Here is a 17,204-nt window from a genome sequence, read left to right on the forward strand (position 1 = left end):
CCCCCAACCTCAGTGGACTACTGGACGCGGCGGCGCGTGATTGAAGTTCTGACTGCCGGACATTTAACGGCTGCAACATTCGTTCATCCGGCCCTCGGCGAATTTGGAGCGGCACGATACGTAAATGGCTTCTCTGATGACGAGTTGAAAGCATGGCTCGTCTCCTGCTGTCGTCAACCAAAATGGTACCAAGTTGTAGTTCTTGCCGCTTCGATCGACAGTCACGACCGCGTCATCAATCTGTTGTTGCAACTCAGTAGCGATAAAGACCCAAAATCAATCGAGGCAAAGATCGCAGCCGCATGTGTAGCCGAATCTCTCTCGCTGTCGTCAGAAACTCAGGAACGCGTTGCCTTTGCATTGTTACAACGTCTGAAATCAGAAATTCCAATCGTATGTATCGAGTCAGCTCTGTCGTTGCTGCCAGTCGCAAGAATAGCGTCAACTCTAATCGCAAAAGTCGCCAATGAGTTACTCGAAAGCGATCAAGAGTGGACTCGGCTTGCCGCTCGGTGCTTGCGTTTGGCAAGTCGCCCAAATAACAGCGACATTAATTGGTTCAAGGATTGGTTTGTTAACTACGACCCGGGAACGAGTCCGGTGATGGGTCGGCTCTCGCAGGTAAGCTCGAGCGACATGCCTGAGGAATCAACGGAACTACAGCACCTAATGCTGGAGTTTGGACTTGCAGCAATGATCGAGCAGCGGGAATCAACCGAAGTGCGCGCTTTGTTCTCGACCGACGCGTGGCGCGACCACGCATCGCACGCCATCGTTTCGAGAGTGTCGGATGTCCTTGAGTCTTCTGGCTTCAATGACATCGTCAAAGGATTTTATGACAAATATGAGGATCTACTTGACGTCAAGGCCCAGCAACAGGGTTGGAAAAACGAGTACATCACGATGCTCGATGCGATGATAGCAGCAACAGGCATTCAAGATCAGTCGCCAGTTGCCGACCAACGCGACACTTTCATTCTTCCAGGCAAGGTTGTCTCAGCCATCTGTCTCGGACAATCAATGGCAAGCGATGCTCAATACTTTCGTCGAAGAGTCGGATTTGAAGCAATTGTCGAGGTTTTCCGTGGTGTGATCCACGCGTGTGGAATTGATGCAACGGAACTTGCAACAGAAGCACGTTCCGCGAGAAGCATCTTGCTTGAGGATCGTTTGGTGTCAGTCACTTCAATTATCCCTTGGATTCCGTGTAATCCAGACTGGGAGTTGGCGTTAAAGTGTAAACTCGACCCCATTCTTCTGGAGCAAGGTTTGCGTCATCCTCACTGGTCGATCGCGGTGACGGCAACGAAATTGCTGGCCGATGGAGCGGCGGGGGAATCGCTCAAAGATATCGCTGATAGGATTCTTGATGACGGAGTTGGGTTTACACTTCGACTAGCGGCTTACCTGTCCCAGAACGTTTACGGAAAGAACGTGGGAACCGTGCTGTGGGCAAAGCTACGTGAGAGAATTGTCTTCGGTAGTGAAAACCTTGTAGAGGTGCTGCTTACCTCCATGACTGACGATCAGCGTCCACAGGTTCTCGCCGACGCCGTGGCGTGGCTAACTCAGCCAAAATCGCGATTCGCAGCCGGAGTTGCGAAGGCGTTAGGCAAAGTGAATCCATCGCTTGATCGTGCATTCGAGTCTCAACTGCGGAGTGCATTGGACTATTGGACCGAGCAGGTTACTTGGTGCGATGAGCACGCCCAGCGTAGTGATAGCGAATCGTGCCCGACATGCAACTTGGTTCAATCATGCGCAAAAGTCGAAATTGTCAAAGTCCTCGATAGTATGGGTGCCATTGATCTTCAGGAAATGCTCAACTTGTTATCAGATAGGCAAAAGCCAGTTGTCCGGGAAGCCAAAAAACGCCTGATCGAGCTTGCAAGCGAGGACGCCACGATCGTCGAACTTCTGCTTGAAAAAATCGTTGACAGGACACTAAGCCATGAATCTCTTGATGATCTCTCACAGCTTTCAGAGTCTGCCCTACGACCATGCCACGAACAGTTCTCCTCGCTGTTGGCCCACGACGTCGAAGTTGGGCTTCGAGTACGAGCAGTCGCGAATTTGCGACGAGGGTGGGTTTCATCGGAGATCGCGAGCTCACTTCTTGAGACTTTGACTTCTGACCCAAACGCCGAAGTAAGAACCCAGGCGACTCGCTCACTCCGTCAACCATGAACGAGTTTGTAGTAACGACAAATGAACTCGAAACACAAGGTTAATTCTCGTGTCGCTGATAGCTAAAAAAAGGGAACGCCGTGATCTCCCCGAAGGGCGGCCACGACATTCCGGCAATCAGTGGCGGTGTTGATAATTGCGTCTGCTTCGGCTACGACCGACGTTGCAGCCGTCGCGGATGCCGATGCGTTTGCCGGACTTGTAGAACCACCATGCGACGAAGCCGATAATGATCCAACCTGCTAGTCCGTCCATTTGACCTCCTTACAAATTCGAGTTGCGGCTTGGTGCCCCGGTGAAAGCTCGTGCCCTGTTCGTTTCGTTAGGCGTCGTCGTGGACGATCCATTCGCCTGACAGCAAATTGACGCTGGTGTCAGCGTCGGATGGAGATGAAGAGGCTATCACCAGGGTCAGTTCTTGTCCTCGGTGTTTAGTTGGAGCCGCGTCTCAATTTGTGCGACGTTCCGACACGGACGCGAATTTGCCAGCGTGCACCGGAGCGGCATCGATAAGTCTGACCACCGGCACGGGGTAATGAATAACATTGCGGATTCCGCAATGTATGCCTCTCGCATGACGGGGACTACATGACCATGTACGCCCCTTCACGCGAGAGACATACAAAGCGCGAAAATAGCTAAATTAGCGGCGTTTTTGCGTCATATAAGGTGATGGAGGCCGCATAGCTATCGGCGCAACGGGCATTTCCGCCGCTGAGTTGACGTTCCAACGTCTTTGCGAATGCCACCGGTGATATTCCGGTGATATTCCGGTGGTCTCGCCGTCGTGAAGGCCCAAGCACAGTCACTGACCCAATTTTCAAAACGAGTTCGCCAGCAGCGGTCATCATATCTCTGAAGCCTGAGAGATCTGCAACGTCACTCGTCGATGGCCACCGCGGAAGACCGCAAAGCCAAAAACGGAACGAGAAACGCGACCTCTGCCGACCACACTTCGATCAACTCCTGTTGCTTGCGCCGGCCTAGACGGTGAAAAACAAGCCTAAAGCGTCAGGAAAAGAGGCGAGTGTCGCCGCAGCTCATTTTCTGGGCGAGCTTCTTGGGGGCGCATCTGCACGGCAGCGTCAACAACGGAAGTGAGATCGGAATGATCAGTGACTGAAGTACGCCGGACAAGGTGGAAATCGCTGTATTCATATGGTTGTGCCGAAATGTAGCGATTCGTGGATGTCAACGATGTGTTTCAAATCAAATCTTGCCCACGACGCCAGAACACCGGTAAAGCATCCTGAGATTCTGATACACCACTGCTAAATTGAAGTCCAAAATGCGTCATATAACATGAGGGAATCCGTAGCCATTGGCGGGTGTTAGGCTCCTAAATTGAGCAACAAAACGCGTCATATGAGGTGAGGGAAATCTACCAGCATCCTCAATTTGTTTAACTCTTTGCCAACCCAAAGGAGGTGCCTATCGCTTACATGTTCATGGTGGCGATGAGCGCGGCACTGCTCGTTGCGGTGCTCGCTCTGGCGCGAGAACGTCGTTTGCGTCTCGGGCTGCATGCCATTCTGAAACGAATCCTAGAACAATGGAGGCAACATGCTAAAACCGATGACGGTCCTGGTCGTGACCGTCGTCGCTCTCGTCATCGCGGGATGTCGAGACGACGAAAACAAACGACTGGCCGCTCAGGCCGAAAAGAATCTTGAGCGGCAGGCGGCGCAGGAACTTCGCAACGCCGATCTTCATCGCGAGGTCGCCGAAGGTACCAAGCGACTCGTGGCAGCCGATGCCGCCGCACGCGAGGACATGGTCGGACTGCATCGCGATTTCCAAGCGGAACGATCCGAACTCGATAAACAACGCGACCAACTTGAAGTCGAGCGGCGCGAAGTTGCTGCCGCGAGAAGTCGCAATCCGCTAATCGCGGAAGCCATCAAAGCCGTGGGCCTGATGATCGCGTGCGCCGCGCCGCTGTTGATCGCTTGGCAGGTCCTGCGCCGCAGTGACCAAGGTGACGAGCATGCGGCAATCGTCGAACTTCTGCTCGAAGAAACCCGGTTGTCTTCCCCACAGCAAATCCCGCTTCACGACCACTCTGATCGTGACAAGGTCAAGCAACCACCGCGGATTGGTGACGGGCCGCCCGACCGAGCCGATCGCAACTAATTCACACAATACTCTTAAGAGGGAGAAACAATGTCACACATCGTGATCATCGAAACCCAGGTGCGAGATCCAGACGCGTTGCGGTTGGCATGCCGCCGCAACGCGTTAGAAGCACCGGTCCTTGGGACCACCAAGCTATTTAACGCGGAGGTGACCGGGTACCTGGTGTCGCTTCCGCGATGGCGTTACCCAGTCGCCTGCAATACGGATACCGGCGAAGTTCTCTTTGACAACTACGGCGGCTCATGGGGCGAGCAAGCTCATCTCGATCGCTTGATGCAAAGCTACGCAATTGAAAAATCCGTCATGGAAGCTCGCAAACAAGGCCACTCCGTGACCGAGCAATTGCTGGCCGATGGATCGATCAAACTCACCGTCCAGGTTGGAGGTGCGAGTTGAAAACGATTCATATCACGATCTCACCCAGCGGTGAAACGAAAGTCGAAACCAACGGGTTTTCGGGAGGCGAATGTCGCGAGGCAAGTCAATTTCTAGAAGCCGCGTTGGGTGAAAAACGCTCTGAGAAACTCACTGGCGAGTTTTATGCAAACCATTCACAGCCCGAAAACCAGTCCCAACAGGAGGGATAACCAACACGCGTAACCGAGCGTGCTAGCCACCCAGTATGAGGACTTCGAGTGAGGCTTTGTACTGACGGCTCGCGGACTGTAGCGCGAGCGTCCTCACTTATTCAACAACAAAAGGAATCACTATGAAACTATCTGATCGCTTGGTCGAACTGGTGCGAGCCTGTTTCACCGGCATCTGGATCGAATCCCATGAACACGACGATGCGTTGAGCGAAATCTTGCAACTATGTCGCGAGCAAGAATGGCGTCTCGCCACCTGGGACATCGACCAGGGATTGCGAGTTCGCGGCGCCACCAGCGTGGACGATGGCGGCGCAGCAGACCCATTGGCCGCCATTCGTGCGATGAAGTCGCTCGCCTCGGATGAAACGGCGTCGTTGATCGTGCTGACCAACTTTCACCGCTTCCTGGGTTCGACCGAAGTCATGCAGGCTCTGGCGAGACAAATCGTCGACGGAAAAACCAGCCGCACGATCTTTATCATCCTGTCGCCGATCGTTCAAATCCCCACCGAGCTTGAAAAACTGTTCATCGTCGTCGACCATCCGTTGCCGACCAGAGAACAACTCAAAGCGATCGCCGAGGGCATCGCCACCGAAGAGGGCGAACTTCCCGGCGCCGACCGTCTCGAAATCGTGCTCGATGCGGCGATGGGGCTGACTCGCTTGGAGGCCGAAAACGCTTTCGGGCTGAGTCTGGTTCGAGATTCCGCGATACTGCCCGAATCGGTTTGGGAACTGAAGGCGAACATGCTCAAAAAGTCGGGCCTGCTTCAGCTCTACAAGTGCAGTGACGATTTCACGTCACTCGGCGGGCTGGACAGTTTGAAAGCGTTTTGCAAACGATCGCTGCTCCAGCACGGCCGTGACAACCCGTTGAAGCGTCCGCGCGGAGTGCTGCTGTTGGGTGTTCCAGGAACCGGCAAGTCGGCATTCGCCAAAGCACTTGGCAAAGAGACCGGACGGCCCACGTTGATCCTCGATATCGGGTCATTGATGGGAAGTCTTGTGGGGCAGACGGAACAAAATGTTCGTCGGGCGCTGCAGATCGCAGACGCCATGGCGCCCTGCATTTTGTTCATCGACGAGATCGAGAAGGCTCTCAGTGGGGCGGCGGGGTCGGGACAAAACGATTCCGGGGTGTCGTCGCGCATGCTGGGCACGTTGCTCAGCTGGATGAATGACCATACCTCGAACGTCTACCTGATCGCGACCTGCAACGATATCACGCGAATGCCTCCGGAACTCTCGCGCGCCGAGCGATTTGACGGAATCGTTTTCCTCGATCTTCCGCAGCGTGATCAGAAAGATCGAATCTGGACCCAATACATCTACATGTTTGGGCTGGATGCAAAACAGAAACGCCCGGTCGATGAGAAATGGACCGGCGCGGAAATCCGAGCTTGTTGCCGACTATCTGCCCTGCTGGACATTCCGCTTTCACAAGCGGGGTTGAATGTTGTTCCCGTCGCAGTCACGGCAACTGAATCAGTGGACCGTTTGCGGCAATGGGCCAGCGGGCGTTGCTTGGATGCGGAAAAGTCAGGAATTTACCAGCATGATGCCAAGCCACAATCGCGGCGCCGGGTGTCGCGTGCCAATCCGTCTCAGAACTGAGGCGTTTTAACGTGCTCACTGAAAACCAACTCGCCACGATCCGGGCAGCACTGCGATTTTGGAAGGATGAGATGGCTCGCACAGACAAATCCACCACTCGACATTACTTCGATGTCTCCCCACATCCGGTGCTAACCGCTGACGAAATCGAAACCCTCATTGATCGGCTTCGATCTGACCCGCTCAATTTGTGACACCAACTCAAACAAAGGAGAATCCATGAGCACCATGCTCGAAGATCCTGTGACCCAGAATCAGCCATCACACGGCACGCGGCTTCAAGCCGAAACGACCGCCGCGCGGTTGCACATCCGCTGGCCCGGCACTCGCAAGAGTCTCAGTCGTGACCAGAAACTGCAAGCGGCCGGCGCTTTCGACGCCGACAGTCGCACGCTCTCGGCGGCCAAACGTCTCTTCGACACATCGCATCCTTCGTTCCGCGCCGTCTCGGCGATCAAGACCAAGGCGAGTGCATTGTGGAAAGGCATGACCTTGCCGTACATCGAACCTGGCGTCCGGTTGTTACGCCGCGGCGATGTTTCGGAGTTTGACGATCGAATGATTGTCATCCAAGTGGAACTTAGCGAAGCCGTCGACGAACTCGACATCAGTTTCGCGGAACTCGTCGATCAAGCCCGCAATCAACTCGGGCACCTGTTCGATCCAACAGACTATCCCGACTCCGTCTCGGATCTGTTCGGGATAACCTGGGATTTTCCGTCGGTCACACCGCCGGCATATCTGCGAACGGTCAACCCGGAGTTGTACGAACAAGAATGCCAACGTGTGAAAGCGAAGTTCGCTGAAGCCGTTGAACTGGCCGAGCAAACATTTGCCGAAGAACTCTCGCAGTTGGTCGGTCATCTGGCCGAACGCTTGTCCGGCTCAGTGGATGGGAAGCCGAAAGTCTTTCGCGACTCTGCCATTGCCAACCTAAGTGAGTTCTTCGGACGATTCCAGCATCTCAACATTGGAAGCAACGACGATCTCAATCAACTAGTTGAGAACGCAAGGCAAGTGATTACTGGAGTCGACCCACAAGACCTACGAAATCGGTCGTCATTGCGAGAACGAGTGGCTCGATCTCTGACCGAGGTCGAAGCGAGTCTCGATGAGTTGATGACCGATCGACCGCGCCGGAACATCATCCGAGGTCCCCGGTGAAGACCATCGATTTAGTCGTCGCAACTAACGGCGAGACTCAAATGATTTTCGATGATCGCCTTGATGTTCGCTCAGTCGGTTGCATCGCAATCCGGCGTGGTTCACACGTGGAGCCAACTCTCGACGGTCAATGGACCGCAGATCTTTCCCCGGTCGATGGTCCGACACTCGGACCTTTCGACAAACGTAGCGAAGCCTTGGCAGCAGAAGTGGCTTGGCTTCAGCAGAATTGGCTAACTTGCTCGCGAGGGTAGCCGTTCCATTTTTCCGTTATCGCAAAGCCCCGATTGTTTGACTTCAAGTCAGACGGTCGGGGCTTTTTTCGTTTCCCCTTTCAGTAAGGAACCTTTCTGATGAACCAAAACGAACTCAATCGTGCCGTGGCTGCTGCTACCGGAGACACTGTTTCGGCAGTGAAACGCCTCGGTTTCATGCTCCTGGACCCTGCCATTCCCATCGACGACCCGACCGATCCCGTGCACGGCGGTCGCGTTATCGACTGGGATGACTTCGACCTCTTTCGCGAGGAACTCGATGAAGGCCGCTTCGATCCCGAAGCCGCACTCTGCTAACGCGATGAAACCTCATCGTAATAAGCAACCAAACGTAACGAGCCGCCGCTTTCCCATTCGAGGGCAGCGGCGGCTTCGTTTTCCCAAACGCAAGTTTACCTCCCCAAAACCCAAGAGAACCAAACATGAAAGTACTCCTCATCTCTAATGACGCTGGCGGCTACGCCCACCACGTCGAAGCTCCCGAAAACACCACCGTCCAGCAAATGTTCGAACGGCATGTCGGCAGGTTCCATGCCGACAGCTATCTGATCCGTGTCAATCGGCAACCAGCCCCAGCGGATCAAATGCTTCGTGATGGCGACCGCGTCAGCTTTACGCCACTCAAGATCGAAGGCGCGGTCTGATTTCTATGTTCAATGCCCAGTCGGGATGTTTTGTTTGCAAGAGCCAACCACCTCGACAGGGCCCATTTTTGGAGCCAATGCTATGAAGAACGAAATCGAGCACGATTACCGGGCGGCAGTCGAAATCCTGAACGCACTACAAGGCGTTCAGGCTCCCAAAGCAATGACTGCACTGGACGAGTCGTTCGATCAGTGTCGTCGCTGGCGGCGACGGCTTGAAGCTTCCACCGCAAGGAACTGGAACGCCGCAGCAAAGAATGCCGCCGACCGACTACGAGGGGCACTCGACATTCTGCGAACGCGGTCGACTCACGCGATTGACGAACTGACTCGTCTTGCTAAACCACGCCTCGAACCGACAGTAACGTCCGTCTATCGAGAGGTCGAAGCACTCCGCGGCGAGTTCAAGAGCGTGACGATTGATCGCGCAAAGCAACGACTCACAGTCCAGACATCGAGCATCTCGCTTGAATACGTTGAACTCGGAAGCTTCGAGATCTGTTTGAATTGGAAGTTCATCAATGAATCATCCCCGTATGAAGTGATCGCAGTCGAGCCGAACTGCCCTTCATCCAATGACAGCGTCACGCATCCTCATGTGCAAGGCGAAACGCTTTGCGAAGGGGAAGGGGCGGATGCGATCCGGCGATCCCTCGATGAGGGACGCATCTACGACTTCTTCTGCATCATCGATCACGTGCTGCGGAATTACAACCCCGATTCAGCCTACGTGCAAATCGAAGATTGGAACGGAGTCAATTGCAAGGGATGTGGCGACACCGTCGACCGTGACGAAGTCATCGGATGCTGCAAATGCGAAACCGAACTATGTCCGGATTGCAGTACCTCCTGCGATTCCTGCATGGACCGGTTTTGCAGTGAGTGCATCTCGTCCTGCGAAAGCTGTGGCGACGATGTTTGTCAAACGTGCCTGAAGTCGTGCGACGACTGCGGCAATTCTTTCTGTAACACCTGTCTCTTTGAAGGAACCTGTGATGATTGCATCACCAAACAAAACGAAGCGAGTGAAGAGGAATGCGGAGAAGCCGAGCAAACGGTCGCTGCGGTTCACACCGTACGCGATGGCAAAGTTGCTGTATCTGCGTGACGTCGGCCCCACCGAAGTTGGCGGATTCGGCATCTCCAACGCCAACGACTTGCTACTTGTCGAAGACATTCAGCTTGTCGAGCAGGTATGCTCGGTCGTCTCGGTGGAGTTCGATGACGACAGCGTCGCCGATTTCTTCGACCAACAAGTTGACGCTGGCCGCCAACCCGAGCAATTCGCACGTATCTGGATTCATACGCATCCAGGCGCGTCGCCATCGCCAAGCGGCACGGATGAAGAAACGTTTGAGCGATGTTTTAGTGGAGTCGATTGGGCGGCGATGCATATCCTCGCCGAAGAAGGCAACACCTACACGCGAGCACGTTTCAATGTCGGCCCCGGCACCGAACGACGCTTACGGTCGCGTGTCGAATTTGACCGCGAGTTCCCGGCAGCCGACCACGAGGCATGGTTCATCGAATACTGTGACAACGTGACGGTCTACGATCCGTTTTCGTCGCGCCACACTTTCGCCGAATCGTACTGGTGGGAAAAATCACCGTCGGCTGCCGATCGCTGGAGCGATAGTCTGTTGGAGGCGGTCAGTTGAATACGGCTCAGAATCGTTTTGAGCGCCAAAGCCAACTGGTCCCGATGGACCGGTTGGCCGAGGTCTCCGCAACGGTGATCGGCGTCGGCGCGATCGGTCGTCAGGTTGCTTTGCAACTGGCGTCCATCGGAACACCGCGAATCCAACTGATCGACTTCGATAGCGTTGACTTGTCTAACACGACAACGCAGGGCTACCGAAAGCACGAGATTGGATGGGCAAAGCCGTTCGCAACCTCGCAAGCCATCAGCGAAATTGACTCTACGATCGAAGTAAGTCGAGTGGAGGACCGGTTTCGGCCACGTCAGGAGATCGGCAATGCAGTGTTCTGCTGCGTCGATTCCATCACGGCGCGGACAGCGATCTGGCGTTCGGTAAAGTCGCATGCAGGATTCTGGGCCGATGGCCGCATGCTCGGCGAAGTGCTGCGAGTGCTTGCCGTGACCGACAGAGATGCCGAGGCTCACTACGCTTCAACACTCTTCGCTGCATCCGAAGCCCAGCAAGGAACCTGCACATCACGCAGCACGGTCTACGCCGCCAGCATCGCCGCAGGAATCATGGTTCACCAGTTCACACGCTGGCTCCGCGACATCCCATCCGACGCTGACACCAGCGTCAATTTGCTGTCAGGCGAATGGGTCGTCCACGACGACGCCTAACGAAACGAACAGGGCACGAGCTTTCACCAAGGCATCCAGCCCCAACTCGTATTCGTAAGGAGGTCAAATGGACGACCTACTAGCTTGGATTGTCATCGGATTTGTCGCATGGTGGTTCTACAAAACCGGCGAACGCACCGGCAGCCGCAAAGGCTATAACGTCGGCCGCAGCCAGAGCAGACGCCATCACCACCGCCGCCGCTAATCACCGGAACGTCGTGGCCGCCCTTCGGGCCGGTCACGGCGTTCCTTTTTTTAGCTACCAGAGAATCGCATGTCCAATCAGTCCTTAGCTCAAGCCTTTCAACTCGTTTGGATAGCGCGAGATTGATGTCGTCGCTGGAGCGGTTCGAGGCAATAGAAGTGTCTCCCAAACTTGCCAAGTAACGATCCGAACTGATACATGCATTGACTTTGCTACTACCGTAGTGAGATACAAGAATTACTGTCGGTCAGCTTGAACTACAACGCTTCCGCAATTTCTCCAGCTACTTGCCTTTCGGCGATACGATCACGATTACCTCAAAGTCATCGTCAGGGGCCGATATGTCGTTTTCGATTGACGCGGGATTCTTCAATCTCAACTCGGGGTCGTAGACGAAACAAATCAAGTGTTTGCAGTTTGTGTCTTGCCGGTAGTATTCCTTGTCAACGATCAATTGATCCGCGATCTTGCGTTGGGTTAGGGAATGTCCCGTGTGCTTCACTTCGATCGCAATCTCAAAGTCTGGAAGAACAAAGTCGATCCGATTTTGATTATCGGCGTATGACGGAGTCCAGATTTCATCGCGTACATCGTTGAAAAACAGTCGCAGAATTGCATGCAGGGAGTCTTGGACGTCGTATTCGTCGCTCATGACGACGGTCGGGCGGGAGTGCTTGTCCTTCTTTCCTCTAACCTTTACGTCTTTCCGTCGCCGCAGAAGCTGCCGTGCGAACAGCGGGAAGTTTTCGCTGATTCGCTTGACCAGTTCGATAGCATCCTTTGTCGTTGAGGGCACGATCGTCGTTTCGTCGAGACGTGATCGGAGTCTGCGCTGAACAGATACTTCCAAGCTGGCCAATGTCACCGACGCATTTGGAAGATCACGGATCGCTATGCCTCGCGTCGCGCTTTGTGTGAGCAGCACGTCCTCCAAGGCTAGCATCAGATCGGGATCTACCGATGAGCGAAGCTCCGGCCTCGAAACGATCCAATAGATTAAAGCAGCAACATTGATCGGGAGATTGCTATCGCCAATGTTTGGTCGTGATGTTGTGGACTTGTCCAGCGTAGATTCTGCGAGCCAGTACATCCATGACGAAGTTGTGTCTGTACATCCTCGCTCACGGCACTGCTGGACAACGTCTGCGAAGTCTGAACGAAGACGGTCGTCTTGACCAATCAAAGCATTCACACCGACGGCAAGCCCCAAAACTTCGACGGGACGGTAGGTGAACGACTGCCGATCAATTGGGAACAAGTTGCGAGTCAGATTTGCTGCAAGCGATGCCTTCCAGTCGCCGTGCATCGCTTGTCCATAATCGCCACTGAGCGCGACGAGGTAGCCGAAGCATGCAAGTTCCTGAGGGTGTTTCAACCCGGCCCCGGCAGGCCACCCTGGAAGTTGACTCACGACTGCATTGTCGAGGCAACGCGTCCGCCCGACAAATAGTGAAAAGCCAGCATCGGGATCGGGTAAGACCGTGTTGGCCTCGATGTAACGGCGTAGATCGTCCGCCACCTTGGCAAAACTCTGAACCAGTGGTTCGTCCATCACAGAAACCACTTGCTGTTGCGAAGTTTGGTATTGAGGACCGCTGGCGACCAATCGTCCACGGACTTGAGACGGCCCAGCAAGTCAGCGATAAGTGATGAGTAAAGAATCGTGACCGGCTTCTCCGACGGCAGCGTTGATCGCCACGACAGCGTCGTGAAGTTCAGCACCTGCTCAGAAAGGTAGGAAAGGTCGCGGTAAGTCGATTGCTTGTGCAGGTGGATCAACAGGGGCCTGGGCAACGCAAGGTTTGCACGCTTGACCATGTGAGGACCGATTGACGTGACGAGCCGTGTGTACCGTCCAACCTGAACGGTCATTCCTCGGCGAGGAACGTAAATTCCTTTCGTCTGGTTCTTCTTCGTTATTCCTCGCTGGGCCATATCCAGCAACGTGAACGAATGGTCCAGCGAGACATTCAAGAAAGCGAATTCAATCGTCTGTTCGCTGCCGACTTCTTTGACGCTTGACGCGATGATGTCCGCGATCTCGACATTCTTCAGCGGTTTGAACGCATGGAAAACAATTCTCACTGTTTGTCCGGGCAGCCAGTTGTTTCGTTGTTTGACTTCGCGAAGGACTGCGATCGTCGATTCGCGAAGCACGTCGGGGTAGTCTTCGTATCTGCACTCTTTGGACAGATTTGAGAGAAGATAGTTGCCATCGCCACGGAATACCGTGGTGATTCCGATGTGACGCTGTCGTTTCTCGAAGCGGCTGCCGGACAGTTCAGCGTTCCCAATTCCCACCACCAGTTCATCGTCAACCGTTTCGCCGTGATCGACCGTCCAAGGGACTCCGCCCATTTTTGCGTACAGTGCGGTGGCAACATTTCTGAATGTGTGCTGTAGCGAATACTCGTTCGCAGTAAGCGTCGACACCCTGGCTTCTTGCACGGGGATTCCATGCGAGAGCAGGATTGATTTGGCAACCAGATACGGGTTGTGCGAGTCGGGGAGATTGGCGTGTTCATCCAGCAGAATGTTAAACGCAGCATCGAAATCATCATCACGGGCCAACTTGTCTTCGATTGCTTTTCGATATGCCTTGCCAACATCCGATCGCTGGACGCCATCCAATTTGACAGGGAGCGGGAAAAAGGGTGCGTTCGAAAGATGGAAAGTATCGAGAAATCCGTCGTACATGCTCGATTGGCTTGACCCGAAACCGTCGCGAAATTTCTTCAAAGCTTGGCTGACCTTGCCGGATGCCGAATCGGGTGTGACAAGCAAAATGCGCGGAGATCGTGTGGGAAAGCTTCCGCGGTCAAACGGCCCGAATCTAGCTAAACCGTCCCAAGCGTATGGATGTAGTTTCGTTCGAGATCGGTCGAAGCAGTATTTGCTTTGCAGCAGTTCGACAGTCGTTTTGTACCCCGGCTGATTGGTTAGCTGAACTCGCTGTCCGACCGACACCTCCACACCGCCATGCAATTGAATCGGGCTCTTCTTCGCAAGAAATCCTTGCATTTTGCGAAGCTCACCGTCAAACCCAAGACCGCCACACAACTTCCCATACTCATTGTCCACTGAGTGCATAAAGCTGGTGTACCGATTGCCAAGCAGACGCCGGAGACTTGTCGCGAAGACCTCCTTCGATCCCTCGATTCGGACTTGCGATGCAGCGATCTTGTCCTGGCCGTCGTACGCATCCTGGAGTAGAGCGTTGTCTCCTTCCATTCGGTCGAAAGTCCCGACCAAGCTTCGTTGTCCTGGCTCACGATTCCTGCGAATCAGATGCATTCCCCGGACTGGAATGTTCTTTTCGATCAATTCATCCACGCTGGCGTTGCAGATCCAACGAGTGGTCAGATTGAGTGCGAGCATCAATTCCAGCTCGCCCGGCCGGAACTCAACCACTTTTGCTTCTAGTTCATACTTAGGTCGAATCTCAAACTTAGAAAGCAAACTGGGCTTTGATTCCAAATTCTCGGCAGCTAACGCGACAAGATCGACATTGCGAGCCAGAAAGGTAAACGGGCGATCGCGTACAGGATCGTACGCTTCAAAGACGCCTCGCATCGCCTGATCGAGCATGGCTTTTACAAAACGCAGCCCGAGGTGGTCGGAGAGCACCAAGAGTTCCGTCTCACCAAGCCCGCCCGATGCGTTCGAGTTCTTTGCAAGGGAATAGAGGTGCCCTTCGTGATACATCGTAAACCAATCGTCCTCGAGCGAACGTCGCGTTTCCTTGACGTCCGTCGGTGCGATCTTCGACTTCAGTACCGTCAACGACCCGCCGGCAATCTCGATTGAAAATCCGTTCAGTTGCAGCATCAGTATCTCGTGTAATTTTGACTTCGGTTGCGGCGCTCAGTTATTTAGTCAACTTCGCGACCGCTTCGATCGCTTTTTCGAGCTCTGGCACCAGCGATTCCTTCGATTTAACGATCGCTTCACGCAGCGCCCCGATGTGTGGGACGGCGTCGATGCGTTCTTCGACGCTGCAGTCAACGAGAGGCTTCCAGTCAATCGACTCTGCGGGCCAGCTGTAGTGTTCGTAATCCTTTGCGTAGCAAAGCCGCCACCCTCCTTTGAGCTTGATCATACCGACGTACCAGTTGATCTCGCCGATGCAATTCCTCTGGTCATCTTCCATCTCTTCGGAGCGGTAGGCGTGCTTCGCGTCGCAAGCGAGCCGCATTTCTTTGAACTGCGTTTCTTGATCCTCGATCGCTGCTTTCAATTGCTCCAAGCGAGTTGTTAGAGCTTCATTGAGTTCTTCGTTGCGTTCATCAATGGTCATTTTGGGTTTCTCCGGCATTTGGAAGGCTCCGATGTAGAAGCCGTTGATGCGGTTAAATGGCATAAGACACCTCCGACAACCGCTATCGCAATGCGGACGCAGAAAGAGTGGGCCTTGGGGACACAAGAGAACCGTTCCCTCGTCGCCATCAGGCAAAATCGTCGTCAAACGAACTGCATACGGGCGATCGACCCGGCGAGCAGAAAAAAACGCCGTCACAGCGGTGTGGGCATGGCGTCAACCAACGTCCACATTGAAAGATTCACGCATGCTGATTATTTCGTCAATCCCCGTTCTCGAAGATTTTGCCCATCGGAAAAGAATGATTGCTTCATGGTCACGGCTACCGCGAAGCCTCTTCAAACAATTCGGCGACTTCGTCTGCCGTCGTCCAGTACCACTCTTTGCCCGGCGATCCTTCAACCCGACCGCCTCGCTTTTTGAGCGTTTTGTGGATCTTGCCTTCAATTGCTCGCCCGTTGTCGCATCGGCCGATGAATTGTATGTGGGCGTCGTGTGCGATCGCCGATGGGAACTGCGATGCGACACGCTGCACGGCTCCGTCGAGACCGCTCGTGTAACCAACCTTCATTGGGTACCGGCCAAGTTCGCCAGCGACAGCTTCGTCGACGGCACTGCGATAAGTGTAGGCGTACACTTCGTCGAGGCCCTGGCCAACGATCTTGCAATCGGCTTGATTGAAAAACGGGAGTTCACGTTTCCACTCTGATGCTGATTCCGGGTTTGCATCGAATGGCGTGTCTCGAAAACTGGCGATAATCTTTGCCGAGAGATCTTCGGCTATGTCTTCACGAACGAAGTCGATCCAATAGGTGTCGACGTCCAGGCTGACTCCAGAGTCAAACTCTACTGCTACTTGAAGGCTTGTCCGACCGGGTTTGATTGAAAAGCCAGTCTCGGGAACCGTCCATCCGAGTTGGCCTTTGAACAACGATGAATCGACGCGTCGCAGATCCTCACGCAGGATGATTCGCTCTCGGCATGGCTGCGTTCCGGATCCGCCGGCGCGCAGATGCTTCTTCATCTCGTAAGCCCACTTTCCGTGCCGCGTCGGTGAAACATCCTCGTGCTTGATCTCGTAGCCCGGAAACGGATCGTTCGGCAAATCATTCAGTGAAACTGAACCCGACGACGAATCAGCCGGCGACATCGGAACGAATCTCGGCGTTGGGCCTTCCGAGATGTTACCGAAAGCACTCAGTACTTCGGCAATTTGGCTGTCATACCAGACTTCGTGATCGTCTTCGGTTCCGACCAGAACAGACTGGCTGCGTTCAGCCATTGCACGGTGCACTTCGCGCCACGCGAAAGGTCCGTTGTTTGTTGACAGCACAGCCAGAAGCTGCGCAGGCTCGACCAGTCCCGTCGGGTCACCCGAAAAACGTGTCCGCAGGTGTCCAATCGCCGGTTCCTTGTCCGACGTGAACGACGGGAAGTGAATTCCGAATTGAAAGCACAGCGGATAGGTCGCAGCCGGGTCGATGGTTGCCCGACGGGTGTAACGACCAAATGAGTAAATGGCAAACTCGTGCTGTCCCTCACCTGCGAAATGACACATCGACGCATCAACCAGAAATTCATCTCTGTCGTCGACGGCGTAGGTCGGCCACTTCGTTCTGATTGTCTCCCAGTTCGGATCCATATTTTTTGCGTCGTCTCGTTCTTCGCCAATCGCATGTCGAACGTTATTCTGTCTTAGGATGTGGCTACCGGCAACGAGCCCAGAAGGGTTAAATTTAGGAACAAAAGAAC

Annotated in this window: 16 protein-coding genes; 12 read left to right on the forward strand and 4 right to left on the reverse strand. The window is 54.3% G+C overall.

Annotated elements, in window-relative coordinates; translation table 11 throughout:
* The first annotated feature begins 36 nt into the window (after positions 1–36).
* From RMSM_RS03595 to RMSM_RS41720, 12 genes are all read left to right on the forward strand, one after another.
* Positions 37–2,187 (forward strand): NACHT domain-containing protein, encoded by a 2,151-nt coding sequence (locus RMSM_RS03595; protein ID WP_008691702.1) that lies wholly within the window; start codon positions 37–39, stop codon positions 2,185–2,187.
* Between the two features lie 1,563 nt (positions 2,188–3,750).
* On the forward strand, positions 3,751–4,320 hold the full coding sequence (locus tag RMSM_RS03600) for a hypothetical protein (RefSeq protein WP_008691707.1): 570 nt from the start codon (positions 3,751–3,753) through the stop codon (positions 4,318–4,320).
* Positions 4,321–4,350: 30 nt separating this feature from the next.
* Positions 4,351–4,719, forward strand: coding sequence for a DUF1257 domain-containing protein (locus tag RMSM_RS03605; protein ID WP_008691709.1), 369 nt, complete (start codon positions 4,351–4,353; stop codon positions 4,717–4,719).
* A complete protein-coding gene (locus RMSM_RS03610) occupies positions 4,716–4,910 on the forward strand; it encodes a DUF2997 domain-containing protein (RefSeq protein WP_008691712.1) in 195 nt (64 codons plus the stop codon). Before RMSM_RS03605 ends, RMSM_RS03610 begins: the two co-directional genes overlap by 4 nt.
* A gap of 122 nt (positions 4,911–5,032) precedes the next feature.
* Positions 5,033–6,526, forward strand: a complete 1,494-nt coding sequence (locus tag RMSM_RS03615; RefSeq protein ID WP_008691717.1) for an AAA family ATPase — start codon at positions 5,033–5,035, stop codon at positions 6,524–6,526.
* A gap of 219 nt (positions 6,527–6,745) precedes the next feature.
* Positions 6,746–7,690, forward strand: coding sequence for a hypothetical protein (locus RMSM_RS03625; RefSeq protein ID WP_008691722.1), 945 nt, complete (start codon positions 6,746–6,748; stop codon positions 7,688–7,690).
* 353 nt (positions 7,691–8,043) lie between these two features.
* Positions 8,044–8,262 carry a hypothetical protein gene (locus tag RMSM_RS03635; protein WP_008691726.1) on the forward strand — a complete coding sequence of 73 codons (219 nt, stop codon included), beginning with the start codon at positions 8,044–8,046 and terminating at the stop codon, positions 8,260–8,262.
* A 125-nt stretch (positions 8,263–8,387) separates the two neighbouring features.
* A complete protein-coding gene (locus RMSM_RS03640) occupies positions 8,388–8,609 on the forward strand; it encodes a MoaD/ThiS family protein (protein WP_008691727.1) in 222 nt (73 codons plus the stop codon).
* 82 nt (positions 8,610–8,691) lie between these two features.
* On the forward strand, positions 8,692–9,717 hold the full coding sequence (locus RMSM_RS03645) for a hypothetical protein (RefSeq protein WP_008691729.1): 1,026 nt from the start codon (positions 8,692–8,694) through the stop codon (positions 9,715–9,717).
* Positions 9,692–10,267 (forward strand): Mov34/MPN/PAD-1 family protein, encoded by a 576-nt coding sequence (locus RMSM_RS03650; protein ID WP_008691731.1) that lies wholly within the window; start codon positions 9,692–9,694, stop codon positions 10,265–10,267. The genes RMSM_RS03645 and RMSM_RS03650 overlap by 26 nt, the downstream gene beginning before the upstream one ends.
* Positions 10,264–10,929: a ThiF family adenylyltransferase gene (locus tag RMSM_RS03655; RefSeq protein WP_040763960.1), complete on the forward strand. Its 666-nt coding sequence runs from the start codon at positions 10,264–10,266 to the stop codon at positions 10,927–10,929. The genes RMSM_RS03650 and RMSM_RS03655 overlap by 4 nt, the downstream gene beginning before the upstream one ends.
* A gap of 67 nt (positions 10,930–10,996) precedes the next feature.
* Positions 10,997–11,134, forward strand: coding sequence for a hypothetical protein (locus RMSM_RS41720; protein ID WP_008691733.1), 138 nt, complete (start codon positions 10,997–10,999; stop codon positions 11,132–11,134).
* A gap of 283 nt (positions 11,135–11,417) precedes the next feature.
* Here RMSM_RS41720 and RMSM_RS38055 read toward each other — a convergent pair whose 3' ends face one another.
* The 4 genes from RMSM_RS38055 to RMSM_RS03675 all read right to left on the reverse strand — a co-directional run bounded on the left by RMSM_RS38055 (position 11,418) and on the right by RMSM_RS03675 (position 17,094).
* Entirely contained in the window at positions 11,418–12,686 is a 1,269-nt protein-coding gene (locus RMSM_RS38055) for a PD-(D/E)XK nuclease domain-containing protein (RefSeq protein ID WP_008691734.1), read from the reverse strand.
* On the reverse strand, positions 12,686–14,962 hold the full coding sequence (ago, locus tag RMSM_RS03665; protein WP_008691735.1) for a protein argonaute: 2,277 nt from the start codon (positions 14,960–14,962) through the stop codon (positions 12,686–12,688). Before ago ends, RMSM_RS38055 begins: the two co-directional genes overlap by 1 nt.
* Before the next feature lie 40 nt (positions 14,963–15,002).
* Positions 15,003–15,494 carry a hypothetical protein gene (locus RMSM_RS03670; protein ID WP_008691736.1) on the reverse strand — a complete coding sequence of 164 codons (492 nt, stop codon included), beginning with the start codon at positions 15,492–15,494 and terminating at the stop codon, positions 15,003–15,005.
* 280 nt (positions 15,495–15,774) lie between these two features.
* On the reverse strand, positions 15,775–17,094 hold the full coding sequence (locus tag RMSM_RS03675) for a GIY-YIG nuclease family protein (protein WP_008691737.1): 1,320 nt from the start codon (positions 17,092–17,094) through the stop codon (positions 15,775–15,777).
* Positions 17,095–17,204: the final 110 nt, after the last annotated feature.

The sequence above is a fragment of the Rhodopirellula maiorica SM1 genome, from assembly GCF_000346295.1.
In the GTDB taxonomy this organism is placed as follows: Bacteria; Planctomycetota; Planctomycetia; order Pirellulales; family Pirellulaceae; genus Novipirellula; species Novipirellula maiorica.

Coding starts and splice junctions, on each gene's coding strand:
- RMSM_RS03670 (WP_008691736.1), bottom strand. CDS start 15,494: ATGCCATTTAACCGCATCAACGGCTTCTACATCGGAGCCTTCCAAATG.
- ago (WP_008691735.1), bottom strand. CDS start 14,962: ATGCTGCAACTGAACGGATTTTCAATCGAGATTGCCGGCGGGTCGTTG.
- RMSM_RS03640 (WP_008691727.1), top strand. CDS start 8,388: ATGAAAGTACTCCTCATCTCTAATGACGCTGGCGGCTACGCCCACCAC.
- RMSM_RS03600 (WP_008691707.1), top strand. CDS start 3,751: ATGCTAAAACCGATGACGGTCCTGGTCGTGACCGTCGTCGCTCTCGTC.
- RMSM_RS41720 (WP_008691733.1), top strand. CDS start 10,997: ATGGACGACCTACTAGCTTGGATTGTCATCGGATTTGTCGCATGGTGG.
- RMSM_RS03605 (WP_008691709.1), top strand. CDS start 4,351: ATGTCACACATCGTGATCATCGAAACCCAGGTGCGAGATCCAGACGCG.
- RMSM_RS03625 (WP_008691722.1), top strand. CDS start 6,746: ATGAGCACCATGCTCGAAGATCCTGTGACCCAGAATCAGCCATCACAC.
- RMSM_RS03675 (WP_008691737.1), bottom strand. CDS start 17,094: ATGGATCCGAACTGGGAGACAATCAGAACGAAGTGGCCGACCTACGCC.
- RMSM_RS03615 (WP_008691717.1), top strand. CDS start 5,033: ATGAAACTATCTGATCGCTTGGTCGAACTGGTGCGAGCCTGTTTCACC.
- RMSM_RS38055 (WP_008691734.1), bottom strand. CDS start 12,686: ATGGACGAACCACTGGTTCAGAGTTTTGCCAAGGTGGCGGACGATCTA.
- RMSM_RS03650 (WP_008691731.1), top strand. CDS start 9,692: ATGGCAAAGTTGCTGTATCTGCGTGACGTCGGCCCCACCGAAGTTGGC.
- RMSM_RS03635 (WP_008691726.1), top strand. CDS start 8,044: ATGAACCAAAACGAACTCAATCGTGCCGTGGCTGCTGCTACCGGAGAC.
- RMSM_RS03645 (WP_008691729.1), top strand. CDS start 8,692: ATGAAGAACGAAATCGAGCACGATTACCGGGCGGCAGTCGAAATCCTG.